The organism is Psychrobacter cibarius, assembly GCA_030686115.1.
Lineage (GTDB): Bacteria > Pseudomonadota > Gammaproteobacteria > Pseudomonadales > Moraxellaceae > Psychrobacter > Psychrobacter cibarius_C.
This window is the reverse complement of the sequence record CP131612.1, coordinates 2,442,633-2,462,044: the sequence shown is the minus strand read 5'-3', so window position 1 is coordinate 2,462,044 and position 19,412 is coordinate 2,442,633. Positions and strand designations below refer to the sequence as shown.

Annotated in this window: 21 protein-coding genes; 12 read left to right on the top strand and 9 right to left on the bottom strand. The window is 40.6% G+C overall.

The window, feature by feature from the left end; all coding sequences use genetic code 11:
• Nucleotides 1-52: 52 nt before the first annotated feature.
• Complete coding sequence (kdpA, locus tag Q6344_10440; GenBank protein ID WLG13017.1) at nt 53-1,765, bottom strand: potassium-transporting ATPase subunit KdpA; 1,713 nt, start codon at nt 1,763-1,765, stop codon at nt 53-55.
• A gap of 632 nt (nt 1,766-2,397) precedes the next feature.
• Between kdpA and Q6344_10435 the strand changes: the two genes are divergently transcribed.
• A complete protein-coding gene (locus Q6344_10435) occupies nt 2,398-2,556 on the top strand; it encodes a DeoR family transcriptional regulator (protein WLG13016.1) in 159 nt (52 codons plus the stop codon).
• A 196-nt stretch (nt 2,557-2,752) separates the two neighbouring features.
• Here Q6344_10435 and Q6344_10430 read toward each other — a convergent pair whose 3' ends face one another.
• From Q6344_10430 to Q6344_10420, 3 genes are all read right to left on the bottom strand, one after another.
• Complete coding sequence (locus Q6344_10430; protein ID WLG13015.1) at nt 2,753-3,427, bottom strand: hypothetical protein; 675 nt, start codon at nt 3,425-3,427, stop codon at nt 2,753-2,755.
• A 35-nt stretch (nt 3,428-3,462) separates the two neighbouring features.
• Nucleotides 3,463-4,320, bottom strand: coding sequence for a DUF3658 domain-containing protein (locus Q6344_10425; GenBank protein WLG13014.1), 858 nt, complete (start codon nt 4,318-4,320; stop codon nt 3,463-3,465).
• A 270-nt stretch (nt 4,321-4,590) separates the two neighbouring features.
• Nucleotides 4,591-5,046, bottom strand: a complete 456-nt coding sequence (locus Q6344_10420; protein WLG13013.1) for an Lrp/AsnC family transcriptional regulator — start codon at nt 5,044-5,046, stop codon at nt 4,591-4,593.
• Between the two features lie 148 nt (nt 5,047-5,194).
• Here Q6344_10420 and Q6344_10415 point away from each other — a divergent pair, with 148 nt between their 5' ends.
• Nucleotides 5,195-6,112: a DMT family transporter gene (locus Q6344_10415; GenBank protein ID WLG13012.1), complete on the top strand. Its 918-nt coding sequence runs from the start codon at nt 5,195-5,197 to the stop codon at nt 6,110-6,112.
• A 298-nt stretch (nt 6,113-6,410) separates the two neighbouring features.
• Here Q6344_10415 and Q6344_10410 read toward each other — a convergent pair whose 3' ends face one another.
• Together Q6344_10410 and Q6344_10405 are read right to left on the bottom strand one after the other, a co-directional pair.
• Nucleotides 6,411-6,947 carry a hypothetical protein gene (locus tag Q6344_10410; protein WLG13011.1) on the bottom strand — a complete coding sequence of 179 codons (537 nt, stop codon included), beginning with the start codon at nt 6,945-6,947 and terminating at the stop codon, nt 6,411-6,413.
• 30 nt (nt 6,948-6,977) lie between these two features.
• Nucleotides 6,978-7,964, bottom strand: coding sequence for a hypothetical protein (locus Q6344_10405; GenBank protein WLG13010.1), 987 nt, complete (start codon nt 7,962-7,964; stop codon nt 6,978-6,980).
• Nucleotides 7,965-8,392: 428 nt separating this feature from the next.
• Between Q6344_10405 and Q6344_10400 the strand changes: the two genes are divergently transcribed.
• From Q6344_10400 to Q6344_10390, 3 genes are all read left to right on the top strand, one after another.
• Nucleotides 8,393-9,010, top strand: coding sequence for a trimeric intracellular cation channel family protein (locus Q6344_10400; GenBank protein WLG13009.1), 618 nt, complete (start codon nt 8,393-8,395; stop codon nt 9,008-9,010).
• A gap of 378 nt (nt 9,011-9,388) precedes the next feature.
• The gene (locus Q6344_10395; protein WLG13008.1) at nt 9,389-10,561 is read left to right on the top strand and encodes an NAD(P)/FAD-dependent oxidoreductase; all 1,173 of its coding nucleotides are present in this window, start codon (nt 9,389-9,391) and stop codon (nt 10,559-10,561) included.
• 260 nt (nt 10,562-10,821) lie between these two features.
• Nucleotides 10,822-11,385 carry a TetR/AcrR family transcriptional regulator gene (locus Q6344_10390; GenBank protein ID WLG13007.1) on the top strand — a complete coding sequence of 188 codons (564 nt, stop codon included), beginning with the start codon at nt 10,822-10,824 and terminating at the stop codon, nt 11,383-11,385.
• A gap of 247 nt (nt 11,386-11,632) precedes the next feature.
• Here the strand turns inward: Q6344_10390 and Q6344_10385 are convergent, their stop codons facing one another.
• Nucleotides 11,633-12,610 carry a zinc-dependent alcohol dehydrogenase family protein gene (locus Q6344_10385; GenBank protein WLG13006.1) on the bottom strand — a complete coding sequence of 326 codons (978 nt, stop codon included), beginning with the start codon at nt 12,608-12,610 and terminating at the stop codon, nt 11,633-11,635.
• Between the two features lie 168 nt (nt 12,611-12,778).
• Between Q6344_10385 and Q6344_10380 the strand changes: the two genes are divergently transcribed.
• Nucleotides 12,779-13,672 (top strand): LysR substrate-binding domain-containing protein, encoded by an 894-nt coding sequence (locus tag Q6344_10380; GenBank protein WLG13005.1) that lies wholly within the window; start codon nt 12,779-12,781, stop codon nt 13,670-13,672.
• Nucleotides 13,673-13,728: 56 nt separating this feature from the next.
• Here Q6344_10380 and Q6344_10375 read toward each other — a convergent pair whose 3' ends face one another.
• Complete coding sequence (locus tag Q6344_10375) at nt 13,729-13,851, bottom strand: hypothetical protein (protein ID WLG13004.1); 123 nt, start codon at nt 13,849-13,851, stop codon at nt 13,729-13,731.
• A gap of 457 nt (nt 13,852-14,308) precedes the next feature.
• Between Q6344_10375 and Q6344_10370 the strand changes: the two genes are divergently transcribed.
• The gene (locus Q6344_10370) at nt 14,309-14,917 is read left to right on the top strand and encodes a nitroreductase family protein (protein WLG13003.1); all 609 of its coding nucleotides are present in this window, start codon (nt 14,309-14,311) and stop codon (nt 14,915-14,917) included.
• A gap of 263 nt (nt 14,918-15,180) precedes the next feature.
• Here the strand turns inward: Q6344_10370 and Q6344_10365 are convergent, their stop codons facing one another.
• Complete coding sequence (locus Q6344_10365) at nt 15,181-16,098, bottom strand: LysR substrate-binding domain-containing protein (GenBank protein WLG13002.1); 918 nt, start codon at nt 16,096-16,098, stop codon at nt 15,181-15,183.
• 161 nt (nt 16,099-16,259) lie between these two features.
• On the opposite strand from Q6344_10365, the gene Q6344_10360 reads away from it, so the two are divergent.
• The 5 genes from Q6344_10360 to Q6344_10340 all read left to right on the top strand — a co-directional run bounded on the left by Q6344_10360 (nt 16,260) and on the right by Q6344_10340 (nt 19,303).
• A complete protein-coding gene (locus Q6344_10360; GenBank protein WLG13001.1) occupies nt 16,260-16,712 on the top strand; it encodes a DoxX family protein in 453 nt (150 codons plus the stop codon).
• 26 nt (nt 16,713-16,738) lie between these two features.
• Nucleotides 16,739-17,557: a class III extradiol ring-cleavage dioxygenase gene (locus Q6344_10355; protein WLG13000.1), complete on the top strand. Its 819-nt coding sequence runs from the start codon at nt 16,739-16,741 to the stop codon at nt 17,555-17,557.
• Nucleotides 17,558-17,623: 66 nt separating this feature from the next.
• Entirely contained in the window at nt 17,624-18,427 is an 804-nt protein-coding gene (locus tag Q6344_10350; protein WLG12999.1) for an SDR family oxidoreductase, read from the top strand.
• Between the two features lie 49 nt (nt 18,428-18,476).
• Nucleotides 18,477-18,749, top strand: coding sequence for a DUF2218 domain-containing protein (locus Q6344_10345; protein ID WLG12998.1), 273 nt, complete (start codon nt 18,477-18,479; stop codon nt 18,747-18,749).
• 32 nt (nt 18,750-18,781) lie between these two features.
• Complete coding sequence (locus tag Q6344_10340) at nt 18,782-19,303, top strand: cytochrome b (protein WLG12997.1); 522 nt, start codon at nt 18,782-18,784, stop codon at nt 19,301-19,303.
• Nucleotides 19,304-19,412 lie beyond the last annotated feature (109 nt).

Here is a 19,412-nt window from a genome sequence, read left to right as displayed (position 1 = left end):
CAAATCTATCGGCTTTGCCAAATTTTCTGAAGTCTAGACAAATAGGCAGCGGCTAACCTTTCATCATCCATATATGCTCTACAATAGGTCCAAGCGCTAACGCAGGAATGAAAGTCAATGCGCCAATCATCAGCACAGTTCCGACTAATAGACCCACAAATAATGGCGTGGTCGTCGGTAAAGTACCGCTATTGACTTCAAGTCTTGGTTTTTTCGCCAACGATCCTGCCAAAGCCAGTACTGGAATGATGACTCCAAAACGCCCAACCACCATCGCAAGCCCAAGCATGGAGTTATAAAAGACCGAATTGGCTCCCAACCCTGCAAAAGCAGAACCATTATTATTAGCAGCAGAGCTAAAGGCATACAGCACTTCACTGAAACCATGGGCGCTAGGATTAAAAATCCCTGCTTGACCACTCGTAGTCATAACACTAATCGCCGTTCCCATTAGCACCATAGTGGGTGCTGCAAGTAATGCTAATACAACCATTTTCATCTCAAATGGTTCAATCTTTTTACCAAGATATTCTGGTGTCCGTCCAATCATGAGTCCTGATACGAATACCGCCAATATTGCAAAGAGCAACATGCCGTACAGTCCGGCTCCGACACCGCCAAATACCACTTCGCCTAATTGCATCTGCAACATCAAACCAAAGCCACCCATAGGCGTAAATGAGTCATGCATCGCATTTACCGCACCACATGATGCCGCAGTAGTGATGGTGGCAAATAACGATGAAGCCACAATACCAAAGCGCACTTCTTTACCTTCCATATTGCCACTGACATCAGCAGCGGCTAGCCCTGACACTTGTGATGTCAACCAAGGGTTACCAGCAAGTTCACTACTTACGGTTAATGAATACATACCGATAAACAATACGGTCATGGCTGCTAATATCGCCACCCCTTGCTTCAGGTTGCCACTCATCTTACCGAGACAAAAACATAGTGAAGTAGGAATAAGAAAAATAGCGAGCATCTGAATTAAATTAGAGAAAGGCGTAGGGTTCTCAAATGGATGAGCAGAGTTGGCGTTAAAGAAACCACCACCATTAGTGCCTAACATTTTAATCGCTTCTTGTGACGCGACTGGTCCTAAGGCGATGGTTTGGGTATCACCTTGTAGAGTTTGCACGTCCATATAGGTCGATAGGGTTTGTACAACACCTTGACTCATTAATAGAAGCGCGATGATTGTCGCTATCGGTAATAGGATATAAATATTACAGCGCCATAAATCAATCCACGCATTACCAAGGTGAGCGCTTTTCTTAAATACCAAGCCACGCATTAAGGCAAAAGCGACGGCAATACCTGTTGCTGCTGACAAAAAGTTTTGTAGCGACATACCTATCATTTGGGTGAGATAACTCATGGTGCTTTCGCCACCATAAGCCTGCCAGTTGGTATTGGTCATAAAACTGATGGCCGTATTCATGGCCAAGTCCCAAGTAACTCCGGTCATCGCTTGCGGATTGAGCGGTAGATTGCCTTGCACCAGTTGCAATATAAATAGCGCCAAAAAGCCAATAATGTTAAATAAGACAATAGCGAGTGCATACTGTTTCCAGTTCATCTCAGACGCAACATTACCTTTGCTATCTCGTCCAAGCATACCGAGTGCAGTAAAACCGCGTGATTCAAGACGGGATATCGGCGCCTGCATACGCTGCATGATGTAACCGGATAAAAAATAGCCCAAAGTAAATAAAATGAGAAGATAAATAATCAACTGAGATAAGGCATGGATGGTCATTAGAACGCCTCCGGTTCAATCAGTACGTATAGCAAATAGACAAATAAACCTAGAGCGATAAGCCCTGAAAATACTTCCATAGCACTCTCCTAAAACCAAGATCAGTCAATTAATTGCCGCAAGATTACTAAGACCTTGCTGCTCATTGGATAATGTCATTAGTATGCTGAGAGAAGTATAAAAGTGTTATTAAGATAAATAGGCAGGATATAAAGAAAGTGTAAAGATTAGAGTTAGCTTGTAGATAGGCAGATTTCAAGTACGGATAATACTGGAGTTTACGGCGAGAGTGCTGGCGCAAAGCGAGGATAGTGCCCAACGTTTTTATAGTATGTCAGCGCAGATTCTAAAACAGCGTAATGACTATAGTCAGAGCACTTTTAAACCGCTACGGTATTACCCGCCCTAGATGTACTCAGTGTACTATCTGCGGTCGGTCGCCTTGTAGCGATTCTAAAATTCCTTGACTATATTATAAAATACTGGAGCGAACGCAAAAAGGCAATACTGATATCACGGATTGGCTGTGCTGGTTTCTGCAAACGCTAGAACAAGCACTTATTACTACTCAAACGACCACAGATAAAATTATTCATAAGGCGAGTTTTTGGCAGACCCATCGATAGCATGCATTGAATACGCGCCAAGCAAGAATTCTCAATATCCTACTGACTGACTTCTATGGCAAACTCACGACTAAAAAATGGGCGACTATGACAAAGTGCTCAGCCGATACTGCACTGCGTGATATCAACGATTTAGTAGAGAAGGGAATGCTGAGAAAAGTCTGAGGCCTTGGGGCGTAGTATGAGTTATGAGTAGGTTTTATAGTCAAAGCCATATAATTTAATGAGATATGAATTCATATAAGATAAGCAGTCTATTAAAAGTGGTTCCATTTTAACAGTCTGCTTTAAGTAGTCTGTTAATAGGTTTGAGGGGTGAAACAGCTGGTTCCCTTGGATTATACCCAAAGCCAATAAATGCTTATTCTACAATCACGTTCTCAATCAGGGTCATCTCATCGCCCACTTTAAACGTCAAGTCATGAAAACTGGATCTGACATTTTTCTTTTGGTCAGTCTCTGTTGGGTACTGACTTATAGTGACATTAACAGTATCTTGTCCATCATAGCTTATCGCAGTCAACGTGCTGTACTTGCCTAGGAGCTGTTGATCATATTGAGTGATGTTATTGGTATTAGGGTCTAGCTCAAAAAATCCTAAATACAGTGAGTTGCTGGGTAGATTTGGATTGTCTAGAGTAGACAGTGTTTCATCTGACACAGCGTTACTATTGGTTAGTGTATAAGGAGCGATAAATTTAACAATGTTTTTATCCTTTGAGCTATTTAGTGCGGTGATATTGCTATAGTCCAGCGACGCTGAATAATTTTTATTATCTGCTAATACACCTCTAACATACGGTTTGCTATCTTGACTGTCATTGGCACCGACAAACTCAGTTAACGCCACTTGATTCTTGTGGTCAGGAAAAGTGATATAAAACTGTCTATCAGTTTCGATATTAAACAGTTTTTGCATGACTTTAGATTGCTCTTTCTTTAATGGATTCTCTAGTCTTGTGTCAGCATACTGGCAGCCACTTAGCGTGATTAATGTCACTAACGCGATGATTGAGCTAGATTTCAAAACATTCATGATATTTTCCTAGAATTTAGGGCTGGTGATTATGATTAATCTCTGACTCGAACTTGTAACTGACGCGGCTGATCCAAATCTCCTTGATACTCAAGACTGGTATTTTGGATTAAATAGTAGACTCGAGCGATAATGAAAGTGTCTGTAATAAGCTGCTCACTTAACCCCAGAACACGGCCAACCAATGCCATCATTAATACAAAATTTTCTTGACCTTGACCTTGACCTTGACCTTGTTCTTGGCATTGCGTCAGTATTTGTTTATCAAAATAATCTTCACCAACAGATTTGACTTCGTTGCTCTCAAAAATTCGCAATAAGCTATCAGGTCGCTTCGAGGACTTAACGAGCGTTTGCCATAATTGTGCATGTTGCACGCAATCTACAGGATTGATCTTTTTTTCTTGATTATGCAGGAAGTCTAACATTTCAAGAGAACAGGCACCCACTCCACGTAGCATATGAGTAGAGAGGTTATAGTCGTTAATACTGATATGGTAGAGTTTATGCTCATCAATTATATGGCAACACAAATAGAGTAACGACCGTTCAGGCGCATTATCTCCATGCCATATAACCACTTTGTGGTAATGAGTAAAGTTAAAGTGACATAATTTACTGATGTCTTTAGTAATATCTATTAACCATTGATCTTCAATAGTTGCGTCAGCGAATTCTTCGAGATGCGCTATTTGTAACATATCAAATAGATAGTTGGCTCGTTGGTTTAACAGTTGATGATCATTGACTTTATTACCATCATATAAAGGGCCAATGGCCAAATAGTCATCAAAGCACAACACTTCGTTTGTACCATCAAGCTTATTTTGTTCGAAATAATGTTTTAAAGTGCCAGAAGCTGATGCGCCGTTAGCAATATGAAGGGTAAGCATGACGTATGTCCTGTTTGCAAAAATAAGTGTCGAAAAGAACGACGTAATACTTCATCGCGTACTATTCTTAAGCCTTTTTATCTATGGTTGTTTCGCTTATTTCTTATGTATTGTCTAATGGAAATAATAGTTAGAGTTATCAAAATTGGATAAATAATGAATACATCAAACACTATTGATATTTAAGTTTATATAAAAGAAACACAAAGCTTCTGTAGCAAGGCCTGTAAGGCAGCTGTTGGCATATGGCATAATAAGCGTTAAAAGGTATTACATAAAAATAGGCAACGTTGTTTTATTAATCACTCTTCTCACTGATAAGTGGGTATGTATGTCTTTAACGCTAGTAAGCTTATGCAATTTACGAGTAAATTCTTCATAACCGTTGAGGTCTGTGCTGACTACTTCCAATAAGTAATCATAAGGGCCCGAAACAACATGTCCATTGATTACCTCATCCATCTCAGATAAAGCATTTTCGAAGGCTGTAATCGATCCTTCTTGATGGTTGCTCAGACTGACTTCCACAAAAAAGCTCATCGCAATGCCAGCTTTAGCTCTATTTATGTTCGCTTGATAGCCTTCTATATAAAATTCATCTTCTAAACGTTTCAGGCGCCTAGCACAAGGTGAGGGTGACAGACCAATACGCTCGGCTAATTCAGCTGTTGATAAGCGTCCTTCTTTCTGAAGCACTTCCAAAATATGACGGTCGATTTTATCCATGTATTGCCTTTCTGGTGTTTCCAGCCAATAATTATATATTATTTGGCATTATCCACTAAATAACTATAGATTTTCAATAAAAGAATAGAGATAAAAGCGCGATTTTTGATTGATAATTAGGCTTTATATACAAGCATAAGACATCAATATGAATACCATTTCTCAGCCTTCCTCACGCAAAAACCCCTTGTTCACCCTGTCTCCGCTGATGAAAGGCTATGTGGCGATGATTGTTGTGATATTGATTTGGTCAGGCTTTGCATTGACTGTACGAGCGGTTGGAGCATCGTCGTTAAGCATGGCTGATGTCATGCTCATTCGATTTAGCGTGCCACTACTTTTATTGACGCCTTGGGTATTCTCTAGTTTGAAGGAAATCAAAAACATGAGAGGGGCTGATATCATTTTTATTTTATTCGGCGGTGTTCCTTTTCTGTTGCTCGCCACCTTTGGTGCGAGTACTGCTCCTGCCGCTTATGTTGGTACTATTTTGACAGGGACGCCAGTATTTTTTGCCGCACTCTTGTCCTTTATTTTTTACTGCCAACGTATATCACTAAAGAAATTTTTGGCATTCATGATTATTTTCTTTGGCGTAGCCACGATGATGGTAGGGAACGCAGGACCAACACCTAGTAGTTTGCTACAGGGGATGGCCTTTTTACTGATTGCGAGTTTGGTTTGGGCAGGTTACACCTTAGGCTTAAAAAGTACGAGCTTGAGTCCAATAGCGGTTGCTATCGTCCTTTCTTACACTGCATTTTTTGTGACATTAGTGATGGTTCTATCTGGTCTTCTAGAGACCAACCTTGGGGCTGTCTCTTTTGACGATGCGCTACCTTTTATCTTAATACAGGGCGTTGGCGTTGGTATTGTCTCAACCATTGGGTTTTCTTATGCGGTCAACAAGCTTGGGTCGATTCGCACCTTATTGCTTGGCTCCTTGTCTCCTGGACTAACCGCTTTACTCGCAGCGTTGATACTCAATGAGTCTTTATCAATTGCAATGCTATGCGGCATCGTGTTAAGCACAATTGGTGTCATTTTATCCAATCGAGCGAAGTAAAGTAAGATATGTCCTATTGCAAAAATGAGTATCAGAAAGAAAGGCTTAGTATTTCATTGAGTATTGTTTTTAAGACCTTTTATCTATGATTGCCTCGCTTATTTTTTATGTATTGTTTGACTGAAATAATAATTAGAGCTATCAATATTGGATAAATAATGAATATATCTACTCTTATTATCGCTCCAACTTGTGTTCTAGACCATATACCTATATAAATTTCCCATATAATACAAAAGACTATGGCGATTATCGTTGCCATTTGCACTTTGGTAATTTTTTTCACAGGTCTTCTCTCTTATTTACTCTCAAGATATGTTGGAAGTGCAGAAATATGTGCAAATACTTTAGATTGCTCATCCCATTTCCAGTATTTTTGCGTTTCTTCAGTATCGCCTGTTGGGGTCGGAATTACCCATACTGACGTTAGAATATTGCTTTCCTGTTCAAATGTAACATATGTGCCATTACCACCCCATTCTTTATCTTCTGGTAAAGGGTAAACCATTCCATTTCGGCTATCGACCATCGCACCACTGACACAGCCTGAACCACAGCCCCATGTTATTACTACGTAATGGTTTGCAAAATTCACGTCCTGTTTCGCATATTCCCCACTAATCACAGTTCTATAACGTTTTGCAATTGGATGACTGTCGAAATTTATATTCGATTTTTCAATAGCTATTGGTTTAGCTTTTACCAGCGCCGTCTCTTCAAGTACAGTATCAATAGCGGTAGTATGCATAAGATCCGTATTTGTACAGGCAGTCGTGAATACAGTTAATGCTAAAACTAACTGTATTTCAAAGTTTTTATATAGCACTTGTGCCATTCTATGACCCAGCAAACCTTTAAGGAATACTTAAAATTCGTTAACTGTGTCAATCACAAACTGACGAGAAGCCTCACCATCTATCATATGATACTGAATTTGGCGTGTTTTACCTTGTGGGTTGGCATTGCTATCGTCTTCTAAATAGAGTGGGAAACGTCTAACCAATACATTCTCAACCAATGCAAACGCATCGTGCCCCATATAACCTTGTTTGAGTTTATCAGTCAGCTCTGGATAAGAGACTTCACTCCATGACAGCCCTTTATTGCTCGAATAAGCAATCACGTCACCATATGAACCACTACCCACACTTTGAGTGAATACCAGAATTTCAGGATATCCATCGCCATTCATATCGCCCACATCAGCACTAACAACAGGATCGCTAATTGGTCGCTCGATAATGTCTTCACCCATGGGCTGAATCTGCAAGATATAACCACCATTGCCGTCAGAGGTACTGGTCACTTGAGTAGAAAAATCACCATAGTTGAGTGAGGTAGCGTATTGCGAGTTATCCAATTGTCGAGTATCCAACGTATCGCTTAATTTTTGATATACGCCACCAAGCGTTGCACCGCCGCTACAATAAAAAGCTGTTTTTTGTAGATGGGATGTTTCGCCTTCAATGGATAAGCTATTGTCATTAAAGCGCAAATAAACGGGGTTATTATCTACCCAAAACTGATACCGTCCATCATGAGCTTTATGAAGTACGGTGTCTAATGTACAAGTAGGTTTCTTTTTGTCTATGCGAGAACGAATAGACACACTAATAGCATCTTGACCAGCATCACGTACGCTGATCGCAAACCAGTCATAACCCTCGTTACGCTTTGTATAGCCATCTGTGACGTAATCGCCCGTTATATTGTTAGTATACTTATCGGTTACGGTTGTTGTAGGTAGGTCGTTATGTAAAACCGTTGTTGTCTCAAGGCCCTGTGTATTAGTGTTCTGGCACGCAGTCAGACTTAATAACAGCATGCTGGGCAGTAACGTTTTTCTCATCATAATTTTTATTCCTTCAGAAGATCGTTATATGGGCCATTCATAACAGCCCACATCATTTAGCAATTTAAAAAACCATTATCCATTCTTGGCGTGGAATGTTGGTTTGTACCTATTTCTATCAATGAGGTCTAAGTCAGGGCACTAGGATAGTGGAGTTCAAAGCCTGTGACCATGTGTATTCAGTAATTTTTTTACTTGTTTATGAAAATTTGATGCTTACGCATAAGCCGCGATTTATGCTTGGGAAAAGCAGTGCTTTTGCATATAAAGTGACAATAACGTTGCATTCTTTTTTGCTTTCCCGTTGCTAGAATAGAGTAGTACTAGATGCTTTTAAAACGATTCAAATTATCATTCGTAATACACCAGTTTTATCTTTACAATCTCACATCATTTACACTATCAGATAGATTTAAGGTGAGTATTCCATGCTTTTGAGTATAGTTTACATTATTGGTATTACAGCAGAGGCAATGACGGGGGCACTAAGCGCGGGACGACAAAATATGGATTGGTTTGGGGTTATGCTTATCGCGAGTGTAACAGCGATAGGCGGTGGTAGTGTCAGAGATATCCTACTTGGTAACTACCCCTTAACTTGGGTAGAACATCCTAAATATTTATTAATCGTTTGTGTGGCTGGTCTTATAACGACTTGGTTGGCTAAATGGGTTGTTAAATTTAATGGCGTTTTCATACGTTTGGATGCTTTAGGACTAGCGGCCTTTAGTATCATTGGTTGTCAAGTAGGGCTTAACATGGGACTCCATTACGGTGTTTGTATAGTTGCTGCCATTGTGACAGGTGTATTTGGTGGATTGCTGCGTGATTTAATATGTCGCCAAACCCCATTGGTTTTACATCATGAGTTATACGCTTCAGTTTCTTTGATCGTTGCGTGTTTATATTTAACACTTCAGCATTTTGCTGTTAGTAGTAATATCAGCGTCATTATTAGTTTAGTTGCTGGTTACTTAATCCGTATGGCAGCGGTTAGAGCAAAGTGGCGATTACCCGTATTCCATTTGTTGGAAACTTCTAAATAAAATAGTGAACCCACCGTCATAAGAATGTCTACGAGCGGGCTGGGTTATTTTAGAGAGTCGTTAAGGCTCTCTATTTTTTTACCATCATACTGACTTAACGCCACTAATATGACGATCTAGCTAAGTTTTAACATGTTCATAAGCCTCATTAGGGCTTAGTAAGTATGGTATGTATAGCCTATTAGATGCTCACAAGACCTCTGAGATCTATTTTATGATCTAGTACATTTATTCAAAAAAGTCCAAACGAATACTTTAAAAAATACTGGTTATTTTCGAGTAAATCCATTAACCTACTAAAGGTAACCTACCTTAAGTAGGTTGACTTAGTAACAGGTTTCTTTAGTGAAATAAGTTTTGGTATAAAAGGGTTCTTTTATGAGCATAAGTGACTATAGTAAATCCAAATTGTTATACGACCTAGTGGTCATTGGTGCAGGGGCTGGTGGCTTGAACGCAGCATTGACTGCTATGGAATATGGGAAAAAAGTGGCTTTAGTAGAGCGTAATCAGCCAGGAGGAGAGTGTACATGGTCTGGCTGCATTCCTAGTAAAGCGATGATACAAATGGCAAAAGAGATTAAAATCTCAAAAAAATATGGTTCTATAGAGATAAACTCTGCTGATGTTTTATCAAAAGTACGAGCATTAATTCAGAAGGCACATCAAGCAGAAGCTGTACCTGTTTTAGAAGCTGCTGGAATCGAATATTTCTACGGTGAAGCCGTGTTTTTGGATAAAGATACTGTTCAAGTAGGTACAAATACTTTGCAAGCAGAGAATATAATGATTGCCACAGGCTCATCGCCTGTCGTTCCAGATATCTTTGGTATTAACACAGTTGATTATCTAACAAATGAAAATATTTTTCTTTTGCCAAACCTGCCTAGTAGCATCATTGTGTTGGGCGCTGGGGCTATTGGTGTTGAGCTGTCACAAGCAATGCAAGCGCTGGGCGTAGAAGTTAAACTGGTAGAAATGGCTCCTCATATTCTTTATCGAGAAGAAGTAGAGCTTTCTAAGTTACTACAGGAAGTCTTAGAAAAAGATGGGGTAGATATTCTTCTAAATCAACGTGCTATTGCTGTCTCAGAGGATGCTACAGGTATTCAGCTAACACTTTCTTCGCCTGAGGGAGAAGCCATCGTTTGTGCGGAAAAAATCTTGTTTGCTTTAGGACGGCAACCTAATCTAACGACGCTAAATATAGCCGATATTGGTATTAAAGCTACCTCGCAAGGAATCACGGTGAATGACTACTGTCAAACCAACGTCTCTAATATTTATGCAACTGGAGATGTGGTAGGGCCTTACCTTTTTTCTCATATGGCTGGGTATCAAGCACGAAATGTAATCCATAATTTATATGGTGTAGGAACACAGCCTATTGACTTATCAGGTGTCGCTTGGTGTACGTTCTCAGACCCCGAGTTTGCTTGTTGTGGCTTAACTGAAGTTGAAGCAAGCACGGAGCATAATGATATCAAGACTTTTACGTTTGACTATGAAGATTTAGATCGTGCCGTTGTGGATCAAAAAAACAATAGGTAAAGCAAAAGTAATTTGTGACAACAAAGGATTAATACTAGGGGCTTCTATTTTAGGAGAACGGGCGTGTGAATTGTTGGGTGAGTTACAGCTATTAAAGCAGAATCAAATCCCCCTACAGAAACTGCAGGAGAGCATACATCCCTATCCGGGATACAGCGAGTTACTTTTTTATTTAAGCATGGATGCAAAAGCATGTTTCATCGCTTAAAGTGTTAATCAATACGTATGAATAAAAGAAGGAGAGAGAGGTGGGTAAGCGTATGACAAAAGAAGAACGTCGTATTCAGTTATTGGCCATGGCTAATCAAATTGTTCAGGAGTCAGGTACAGAGGCTTTAACATTAATTTCATTAGCTGATTACGCAGGAGTTAGCAAGCCCATCACATATGAACACTTCGGCTCAAGAGAAGCGTTACTTTCAGCCCTCTATCAAAGCTATGATCAACGTGTAATTGAAGCTATTGAGCAAGCGGTGGCTGAGCACCCGCTCTCTCTCGAAGCCACCGTCGATAGTGTTGTTAAGTCATATCTTGCTTGCGTAGTACATTGCGGATCTCAATACGAGGAAATTATTGCCGCTTTACAAGCTTACCCTGGTTACCGAAACCTCAAAGCTGATATTCGATACTACTTTTCTAAAGCCTATTGGCAGATTTTACAGCCTCATTTAACAGGGTCTTTCCAAGAAAACAAGGGGGTGTTATACGCTATCCACGGTACAATCGATGCTATTTCAGATGCAGTAATGATGGAGGGGTTAAGTTATGAAGCTGCTGAAAGCCTTTTACGAAAATTAATTCTTACTGTAGTTAGCTCTCTATAAAAAATTACAGTGAGTCTGGAGTAAAGTATTCGGAGTACCTGTTGGTATACTTCCTAAAGTGTTAGAAACTTCTAAATAAAGTAATGACCCTACCGTGATAAGAGTTTCTACGAGCGAGCTGTGTTATTTTAGAGAGTCATTACTATCTGTGAACATCTCATTTTTAACACAGCTATTTAATACAGTCTGGCTGCGATTTATCTCATTTTTATCACCATTTTTAAAATGAGGACACGTCCAAATACTACTATACAGTGAGCGTGATCTTACCCACTGCTTTACCTGATTCAAGATGGTCATGCGCGCGCGCTACCTCCCAAATAGAGTAGTTACTATCATCTATGATAGGCATGATTTTGCCACTATCAACCAGCTCTGCAATCATTGTCAGGATACGACCGTGCGATTCATGGTTGATGCCATGAAATAATGGAATGAGCACCAAAACACCGTGAAAGGATAAGGCTTTGAGAGCAATTTGCAATGGATCAGCAATGGGTAAAATAGTGGCGACATGGCCATTGAATCTAACGGCTTGAAACGATTTTTGAATATTATCACCAGCCACCGTATCGAAAACTTTGTCAAAACCCACGCCGTTAGTATACGTCGCCACATAGTCATCAACCTCCGCTGTTGTATAATCCACTAGATGATCCGCGCCTAGTGTTTGTGCTAGTGCACTATTAGCAGGAGAGTAGGTAGCGGTGACTGTCGCGCCAAGTACTTTTGCTAGCTGAACGGCAATATGACCAACGCCCCCTGTTGCACCATGAATCAAGACATTATCGCCTTCTTTGACATTCATTTTTTGTACGAGTGCCTCATAAGAAGTGAGTGCGACCAACGGCAGGGCTGCGGCTTGCTTCATGCTGAGTGTTTTAGGTTTTTTAGCCATTAAACGCACATCAACTAACATGAATTCAGCAAGTGCACCATCAATACCGTTGAGGCCACCAGCCATACCATAAACTTCGTCACCAACACTAAATTCAGTGATGTCGGCACCTATCTCGCTCACAATACCAGCTACATCACCGTGTAGTATCTCTGGCAAATTCTCCGACCAAGGCAGCTCGACTGAGCGCAGCATGGTATCAATAGGGTTCACACTAGTGGCTTTCACTTCCACAACCATATGACCTAGTGTTGCCGTTGGTTTTGGTTTTTCTGCCAATTGAAAAACTGCAGTTGTACCGATTTCTTTAATGATCATCGCTTTCATGTTATTACCCTTTACTGGTGTGAATGTCTTATGGTTTGTTTCAGGACAATAAGTTTAGACGTTGCTAATCCAGCAAACCATTACCCAGTAAACAAATTACTTTTGCTTTTTGAGCAAGCCATGGTTACAGTTAAATGGAATACCTATCAACTTAATAAAGGAGTGGCAATGAGCTCAATAAATCGATTGGCATATTTCAATAGTGTTGTCGAAACCGGTAGTATTTCAGAAGCCAGCCGCATCTTTGATGTACAGCCGTCTTCCATTTCACGGCAGTTAGCAGTGCTTGAAAAGGAGTTGGGCGTACGTCTGCTCAATAAAACGACCAGAAACACCAGTTTGACTGAAGCGGGGCACAAATATTACGAATACTCTCAGCGAATTGTGTCAGAGTTTGATAATGCCAAAAGAGCCGTTAATGACCTGCAAATAATGCCACAGGGTAAGCTGAAAATCAGCATGACAGTTGGTTTTGGTGAAAGCATGGTATTACCGTTAATACCGAAATTTATGTCGTTATATCCAGATATTGATATAAAAATTGAGTTAACAGAACGGGTTGTGGATCTTATAGAAGAAAATATTGACGTGGCTATTCGAAGTGGACGCTTATCTGATTCGACCATGATTGCCAGACGCTTGGTATTTAATGATTTTCTACTGTGTGCAAGCCCCCAATATTTAAAAAATAATGGCACGCCTTGTAGCATTGACGATCTAGCTGATCACCAATGTATCCGATATGGTTATAACGGTTGGAAAGAGTGGTTTTTGATAGCAGAAGATAGTAAAAAGTTGATGATTAATAGTCAGGTTTCAGTGAACTCCGTGAATGGTCAGAAGCAGCTGGTATTGAATCATACAGGTCTGACGCTAATCCCACTGTGGGCTGTTAAGGATGAATTGGCGAAAGGGTCATTGGTTCAAGTCATGCCAGATCATATTTTTAGTCCATATGAAGAACTGAGTGCTACTTACGCTATTTATTTAAAGCGAGATATGGTCTCACCAAAAACACGCGTTTTTTTAGATTTTTTGGTAGAGCAGATGATAGTGATTTGAGTTTGGATCTACAGCTTGATCTCATAAGTTTAGTTATAAGGATTTGACGGCAGGGGTCAGCTTTTATTGGAAGCACGCAGGCGTGGGTTTTGTTTGGTGATAATGTTTTCGATACTAGCAGGCTCAATATCAAACCACTCAGCAAAATGATTAATCATACTAAAGGTTGTTAACGCCATATAAAATTGTAGTATTGGCCACCTTTTTTACTGCTGTAACAGCCTAAAATAACAATAACTAAGATATAAACGCAATCGATTTACCAAGTTATAAGATGACAATTAGGGTTGCCTTGTTTATATTTGTAAGAATTTTATCACTTAATGATTATCAAATAGTATATATAAAAGCTAAATCGATAAGAGTTTATTAATTCGAAAAAATCCTTCCATCTGTACCATGATTCTAAGAATGATTAATTTCATTATTAAATTTATTATCAATATTTTGTTGCAAGTTATTTTCTATTTTTGATCTTAATCTTTTACCTTGTTGATAGTAAGATATCTTGCTACATAGAGGTCTGACTCCAAATAAATTTTGTAGAGTAACTACAGATGAATATTTCAGCATCGAAAAATTTGACATTATAGGTCAAATTTTTATCATAAAAAAGTGATCAAATAGGAAGAAATTATGTCAAGCAACACTCTTAAGCTACATGAATCATTTGAAAACCGTCGTACTATTTATTCTTTGAATGATAAATTACCCGTTGCTACGCAATCTGTCGTTGAAGCGGTAGAGCACGCTATTTTGCATACCCCTTCATCGTTTAACTCACAAACAACTCGTATTGTGATTTTACTTGGCATTGAGCACAAGCGCCTATGGGATATTGCCGAAAAGAACTTAAGAGAAATTGTGGGTGATGGCGATTTTTCTAGTACTAAGCAAAAGATGGATAGTTTTCGCGCGGGCGTAGGGACTATTTTGTATTTTGAAGATGAAAACGCTATAAAAGCATTACAAAAGCAGTTTGCACTTTATGCTGAGAGCTTTCCCGTTTATGCCCAACATACAAGTGCCATGCATCAATATGCTATTTGGATATCGCTGAGCGATATGGATATAGGCGCAAGCTTACAACACTACACGGCTATATTTGAACGAGATGTTGCTAAAGCTTTCAATATCCAACCATCTTGGAAGCTGATCGCTCAGATGCCATTTGGCGGTATCGACGCAATAGCTGGCGACAAAGAGTTTGAGCCGATTAGTGAGCGTGTACGCGTGTTAGGTTAGTAGTAAAGCAATAATGTGGATCTCACTGGTTAATAAATCAATAAAATCTAATAATACTCGTAGTGTAGCCTATCCATTGAGTATAAAAAGATACGGCAAAAAAAGTGCTTTGAAGTAAACCACTTTTAATTATCTAGCTTTATAATTTTATTTTCAAAAGCGCATCAGTCTATATGATGCGCTTTTTGTTATCGGGCTTGGCAGCAATGATAGTAAAATTGATAGATAGTTATAAGTGAACGACTGGCTATTACAGTCTCTAGTTATTCATCAACTATCTGTTCATCCCAATACGGCGGTGCACCATAATAGTCTGTCATAAAGTCAATAAAACACCTGACTTTATGAGGTAGCAGTTTTCTATGCGCATAAACAGCATATAAGCCTAAAGGGCTTGGCTCATATTCAGGCAGTACTATGACTAGCTTGCCAGCGTTTAGGGCTTTACTAGCAATAAAAGTTGGTTGCAATACCAGTCCAGCACCTTCAATAGCGGCCTCTACTAAGACATCGCCGTTGTTACTCCGAAAAACACTACTGTCCTTAAGCTGTTTTGCTTTTAGGTATTTAAAGATTTGTCCCTTAGTCTCTACATTCATATAGCTATAATGCAAATAGCGATGTGCTTCCAAATCCTCAAGCCGTTTAGGAGTGCCATGAGCCTTGAAATACTTAGGCGCTGCGCATAAAACCACGCGGATAGGTGCGATTTTTTTAGCAATAAGAGATGAGCTTTCAAGCTGTCCGATACGCAGAGCAATATCAAAGCCTTCCTCAACGATATCGACCTTTCTATCACTAAGTTGTAGATCAACAGTGACTAAAGGATAGCGTGCCTGAAAGTCAGCAATCAATTTTGCCATATGTTTTAGAGCAAATGAGACAGGCGCACTGATTCGCAGTGTCCCTTTAGGATGCTGCTGTAAGCCACCTAATTGCGCCTCCATGTCGTCAATACTTAATAAGATCTGCTGCGCATGAATAAAATATTGGCTGCCAGATTCAGTAACGCTTACTTTACGGGTAGTACGATTAAGCAGGCGAGTATGTAGCTGCTCTTCTAACTTTGCCACATACTTGCTTACCAACTGTGGGGAAAGCTGCATAGTAATGGCAGCCTTGCTAAAACTACCCTCTGTTACTACCGCTACAAAAGCACGCATTGCGTCAATTCTATCCATGTCTCGTCCTTTATTTAGCGTAGTAATGAATCTATTATAAACACTGTGTTGATTATCATTCAATATATCCTATCTTACTATTTAATAGCGTTGATAGTAAAGTATGTCTATACCTAATGGCTTAACTGCCTATTTATTAAAATGCTACGGAGTAGTCCTCGATGAAAATCTCATTACTGAATAAAGCTTTTGCAACGAACGCTGGATCGGCAGCTTTAATTCTTCGTGTACCTGTAGGCCTGATTTTGATGGCTCATGGGGCCCAAAAGCTATTTGGCTGGTTCGGTGGTAACGGGCTGGCAGGAACGGCTGGGTGGTTAAGCAGTATGGGTATGGAACCAGGTTTACTTATGGCAATACTAGCAGGAAGCGCTGAATTCTTCGGTGGTCTTGCCTTAGTATTAGGAGTACTCACGCGACCTGCTGCCGTAGTTGCAGCCTTTACTATGCTGGTTGCTATTTTTTCTGTGCATATCGGTAATGGCTTATTTGCCGCTGATGGTGGCTACGAGTATGCACTAGTATTAATGGTGGCGCTGATTGCTTTAGCTATACAAGGCGGTGGTTATCTCAGTATGGATAAAGCATTATCAGAGAAAATAGGATCGGTTTAACGATTATAAATAAAGGAGTCGTGCACATGAACAGTCAAGTAACTTCAGTTAAGCAGCCCGTATTGTTTATACCTCATGGTGCTGGGCCTTGCTTCTTTATGGACTGGCAGCCTGCCGATACTTGGAGCAAGATGGCTGAGTTTTTAACGGGTATTCCTAATCGTCTACCACAGCGTCCCAAAGCTATTTTGATAATTAGCGCTCATTGGCAGACGTCAGAGTTCAGTATTACCGCTGGCATGCAACCTGAGCTTATTTACGATTATTATAACTTTCCTGAGCATACTTATCAGCTGATTTATCCTGCAGCGGGTGCGCCAGAGTTGGCTGAACGTATAGGTAAGTTACTCACCGATGCAGGTATAAACAATAAGCAGGACAGCTCCAGAGGTTTTGATCATGGCATGTTTATACCTTTAAAACTGATGTTCCCTGACGCCGATATTCCAGTAGTACAATTATCACTACGCAATGATTTAGACCCTGAAGCACATATACTGGCAGGCAAGGCAATCGCAGAATTACGAGATGAAGGTGTATTGATCGTCGGTAGTGGCATGAGCTTTCATAATATGGCGGGCTACAACGATGCCACTTTTACCGCGCCATCAGAGCGTTTTGATGAGTGGTTAACGACAACGGTTGCCGCTGATCAAGAGGAGCGCGATGCTGCTCTTTGTGGTTGGACGCAAGCGCCCCATGCCTTGGATGCTCATTTGTTAGGTGCAGAGGAGCATTTGTTGCCGCTTATGGTTGCAGTAGGCGCAGCAGAGGGAGATAAAGGTTATAAGGTTTACTCCCAGCAAGTGCTTAAGACCCAGTTATCAGCCTTTCAGTTTGGCTAAGTTTAATGAGCAGATACCAACCTAGTTATTTATAAACTAACTCGCATTTATAAACAGGAAAATATGATGAAAATCGACCTTAATGGAAAAACAGCATTCGTCACGGGCTCAACCGCTGGTATTGGGCTTGCTATTGCAACAGGTCTTGCCAAAGCTGGCGCACAAGTCACTATCGTTGGCCGCAATCAAGCGGGCATTGATGAGGCAATCGAACAGATTCAACAATCTGACGGTGTCAATGATACCAATAACATAAAGGGAATTGTTGCTGATGCGGGTACGGCTGATGGCTGTCAAACGATTATCAACACATTGCCAGAAGTGGATATTTTAGTGAACAATCTCGGTATTTATGGCGCCACTCCTTTTTTCGATATTGATGATAATGCTTGGGAGGAGATGTTCCAAACGAATGTGATGAGTGGGGTTCGCTTGTCACGACATTACGCCAAAGCTATGAAAGAAAAAGGCTGGGGTCGAATTCAGTTTATCTCTAGTGAATCAGCACTGAATATCCCTGCTGAAATGGTGCATTACGGTGTCACTAAAGCCGCTGTTCAAGGCGTATCACGCGGACTTGCCAAAGTGCTCGCGGGTAGCGGTGTCACAGTAAACAGTATTTTGCCAGGACCGACTCGTACTGAGGGTGCAAAAGCCATGATGCAAGGACTGGCGGAAGAGCGCGGCGTCACAGCGGTAGAAATGGAAGGCATATTCTTAGATGAAAATCGTCCCTCAACCCTAATCAAGCGTTTTGCGACCCCTGAGGAAATCGCTCATATGAGCGTTTACATTGCCTCAACGCAAGCGAGCGCAACGACGGGTTCAGCACTGCGTGTAGAAGGTGGTATCGTCGAGAGTATTGCTTAACCTAGTTTAGGCAGCACGTTTCTATCATTAATATTAGGAGTAATTAACCATGCTGACCTCAAGCGCAACCATACAAACACAAGATCCGGCACGAATAATGAATCGACTGTGCAAACACTGGGCACATAAACTACCAGTGACTCTTAGCTCAGATCAAGGCGTTATTGAGCTACCTATGGGAATTTGCCAGATGCATTGTACTGATGTACTCACAGTGACCCTCAAAAGTGAGACGGAGCAGATGTCAAAACTACAGGAAGTAGTAAGCGATCATCTACTACGTATGGCAGGAAAAGAGACGCTTATCATCGAATGGACATGAGTTGTTAATACAGGTAGTAAAAAGGAAAAAACATGAATACCGATTCAAAAAAACGCTATGGGCGCGTTAGCAAATTTTTGCACTGGAGTATGGCACTATTAATTACATGGCAACTGCTTAAGTTTGCTGATCGTATCAGCGATGGCGAGCATTGGGTCGGACAGACCTTAGTGCCTTGGCATGTTTCTATCGGCATACTATTGCTAGTATTAATAATCATAAGACTGCTATGGGTAGCGACGCAGCGCCATCAGCGTCCTACGCAAGATCCAGCCACTATCAAGCTAGTTACTGCAGGCCATCGCCTTCTTTACGTCTGTATGCTACTAATGCCGCTGACGGGAATTATGGTTATGCTGGGAGGAGGGTATGGCATCACTGCCTTTGGCGTTGAGCTAGTTGCCAAAGGTAAAGAGGTTGCTTGGGCGGCTACCCTTGGCGAATTGCATTCACCACTGGCTTGGTTATTAGCCGCTTTAATCATTGGGCACACTGCTATGGCTTTAGTTCATCACTTTTATCATAGAGATGATACTCTGACACGGATGTTATAATAATGCATTTTGTAATATTGGATACAGATGCCTTATTACTTTCATTGAAAGCTATCCTATAAGAAAATAGATAAAACCGCTAATAGCGGTTTTATCGCAGTAGTCTTTA

Excerpts from the sequence above, each read along its gene's own strand:
- Q6344_10405 (WLG13010.1), bottom strand. The coding sequence starts at position 7,964 with ATGATGAGAAAAACGTTACTGCCCAGCATGCTGTTATTAAGTCTGACT.
- Q6344_10425 (WLG13014.1), bottom strand. The coding sequence starts at position 4,320 with ATGCTTACCCTTCATATTGCTAACGGCGCATCAGCTTCTGGCACTTTA.
- Q6344_10410 (WLG13011.1), bottom strand. The coding sequence starts at position 6,947 with ATGGCACAAGTGCTATATAAAAACTTTGAAATACAGTTAGTTTTAGCA.
- Q6344_10415 (WLG13012.1), top strand. The coding sequence starts at position 5,195 with ATGAATACCATTTCTCAGCCTTCCTCACGCAAAAACCCCTTGTTCACC.
- Q6344_10375 (WLG13004.1), bottom strand. The coding sequence starts at position 13,851 with ATGGCGTTAACAACCTTTAGTATGATTAATCATTTTGCTGAGTGGTTT.
- Q6344_10370 (WLG13003.1), top strand. The coding sequence starts at position 14,309 with ATGTCAAGCAACACTCTTAAGCTACATGAATCATTTGAAAACCGTCGT.
- Q6344_10390 (WLG13007.1), top strand. The coding sequence starts at position 10,822 with ATGACAAAAGAAGAACGTCGTATTCAGTTATTGGCCATGGCTAATCAA.
- Q6344_10400 (WLG13009.1), top strand. The coding sequence starts at position 8,393 with ATGCTTTTGAGTATAGTTTACATTATTGGTATTACAGCAGAGGCAATG.
- Q6344_10380 (WLG13005.1), top strand. The coding sequence starts at position 12,779 with ATGAGCTCAATAAATCGATTGGCATATTTCAATAGTGTTGTCGAAACC.
- Q6344_10430 (WLG13015.1), bottom strand. The coding sequence starts at position 3,427 with ATGAATGTTTTGAAATCTAGCTCAATCATCGCGTTAGTGACATTAATC.
- Q6344_10385 (WLG13006.1), bottom strand. The coding sequence starts at position 12,610 with ATGAAAGCGATGATCATTAAAGAAATCGGTACAACTGCAGTTTTTCAA.
- kdpA (WLG13017.1), bottom strand. The coding sequence starts at position 1,765 with ATGACCATCCATGCCTTATCTCAGTTGATTATTTATCTTCTCATTTTA.
- Q6344_10365 (WLG13002.1), bottom strand. The coding sequence starts at position 16,098 with ATGGATAGAATTGACGCAATGCGTGCTTTTGTAGCGGTAGTAACAGAG.
- Q6344_10355 (WLG13000.1), top strand. The coding sequence starts at position 16,739 with ATGAACAGTCAAGTAACTTCAGTTAAGCAGCCCGTATTGTTTATACCT.
- Q6344_10340 (WLG12997.1), top strand. The coding sequence starts at position 18,782 with ATGAATACCGATTCAAAAAAACGCTATGGGCGCGTTAGCAAATTTTTG.
- Q6344_10360 (WLG13001.1), top strand. The coding sequence starts at position 16,260 with ATGAAAATCTCATTACTGAATAAAGCTTTTGCAACGAACGCTGGATCG.
- Q6344_10395 (WLG13008.1), top strand. The coding sequence starts at position 9,389 with ATGAGCATAAGTGACTATAGTAAATCCAAATTGTTATACGACCTAGTG.
- Q6344_10345 (WLG12998.1), top strand. The coding sequence starts at position 18,477 with ATGCTGACCTCAAGCGCAACCATACAAACACAAGATCCGGCACGAATA.
- Q6344_10350 (WLG12999.1), top strand. The coding sequence starts at position 17,624 with ATGAAAATCGACCTTAATGGAAAAACAGCATTCGTCACGGGCTCAACC.
- Q6344_10420 (WLG13013.1), bottom strand. The coding sequence starts at position 5,046 with ATGGATAAAATCGACCGTCATATTTTGGAAGTGCTTCAGAAAGAAGGA.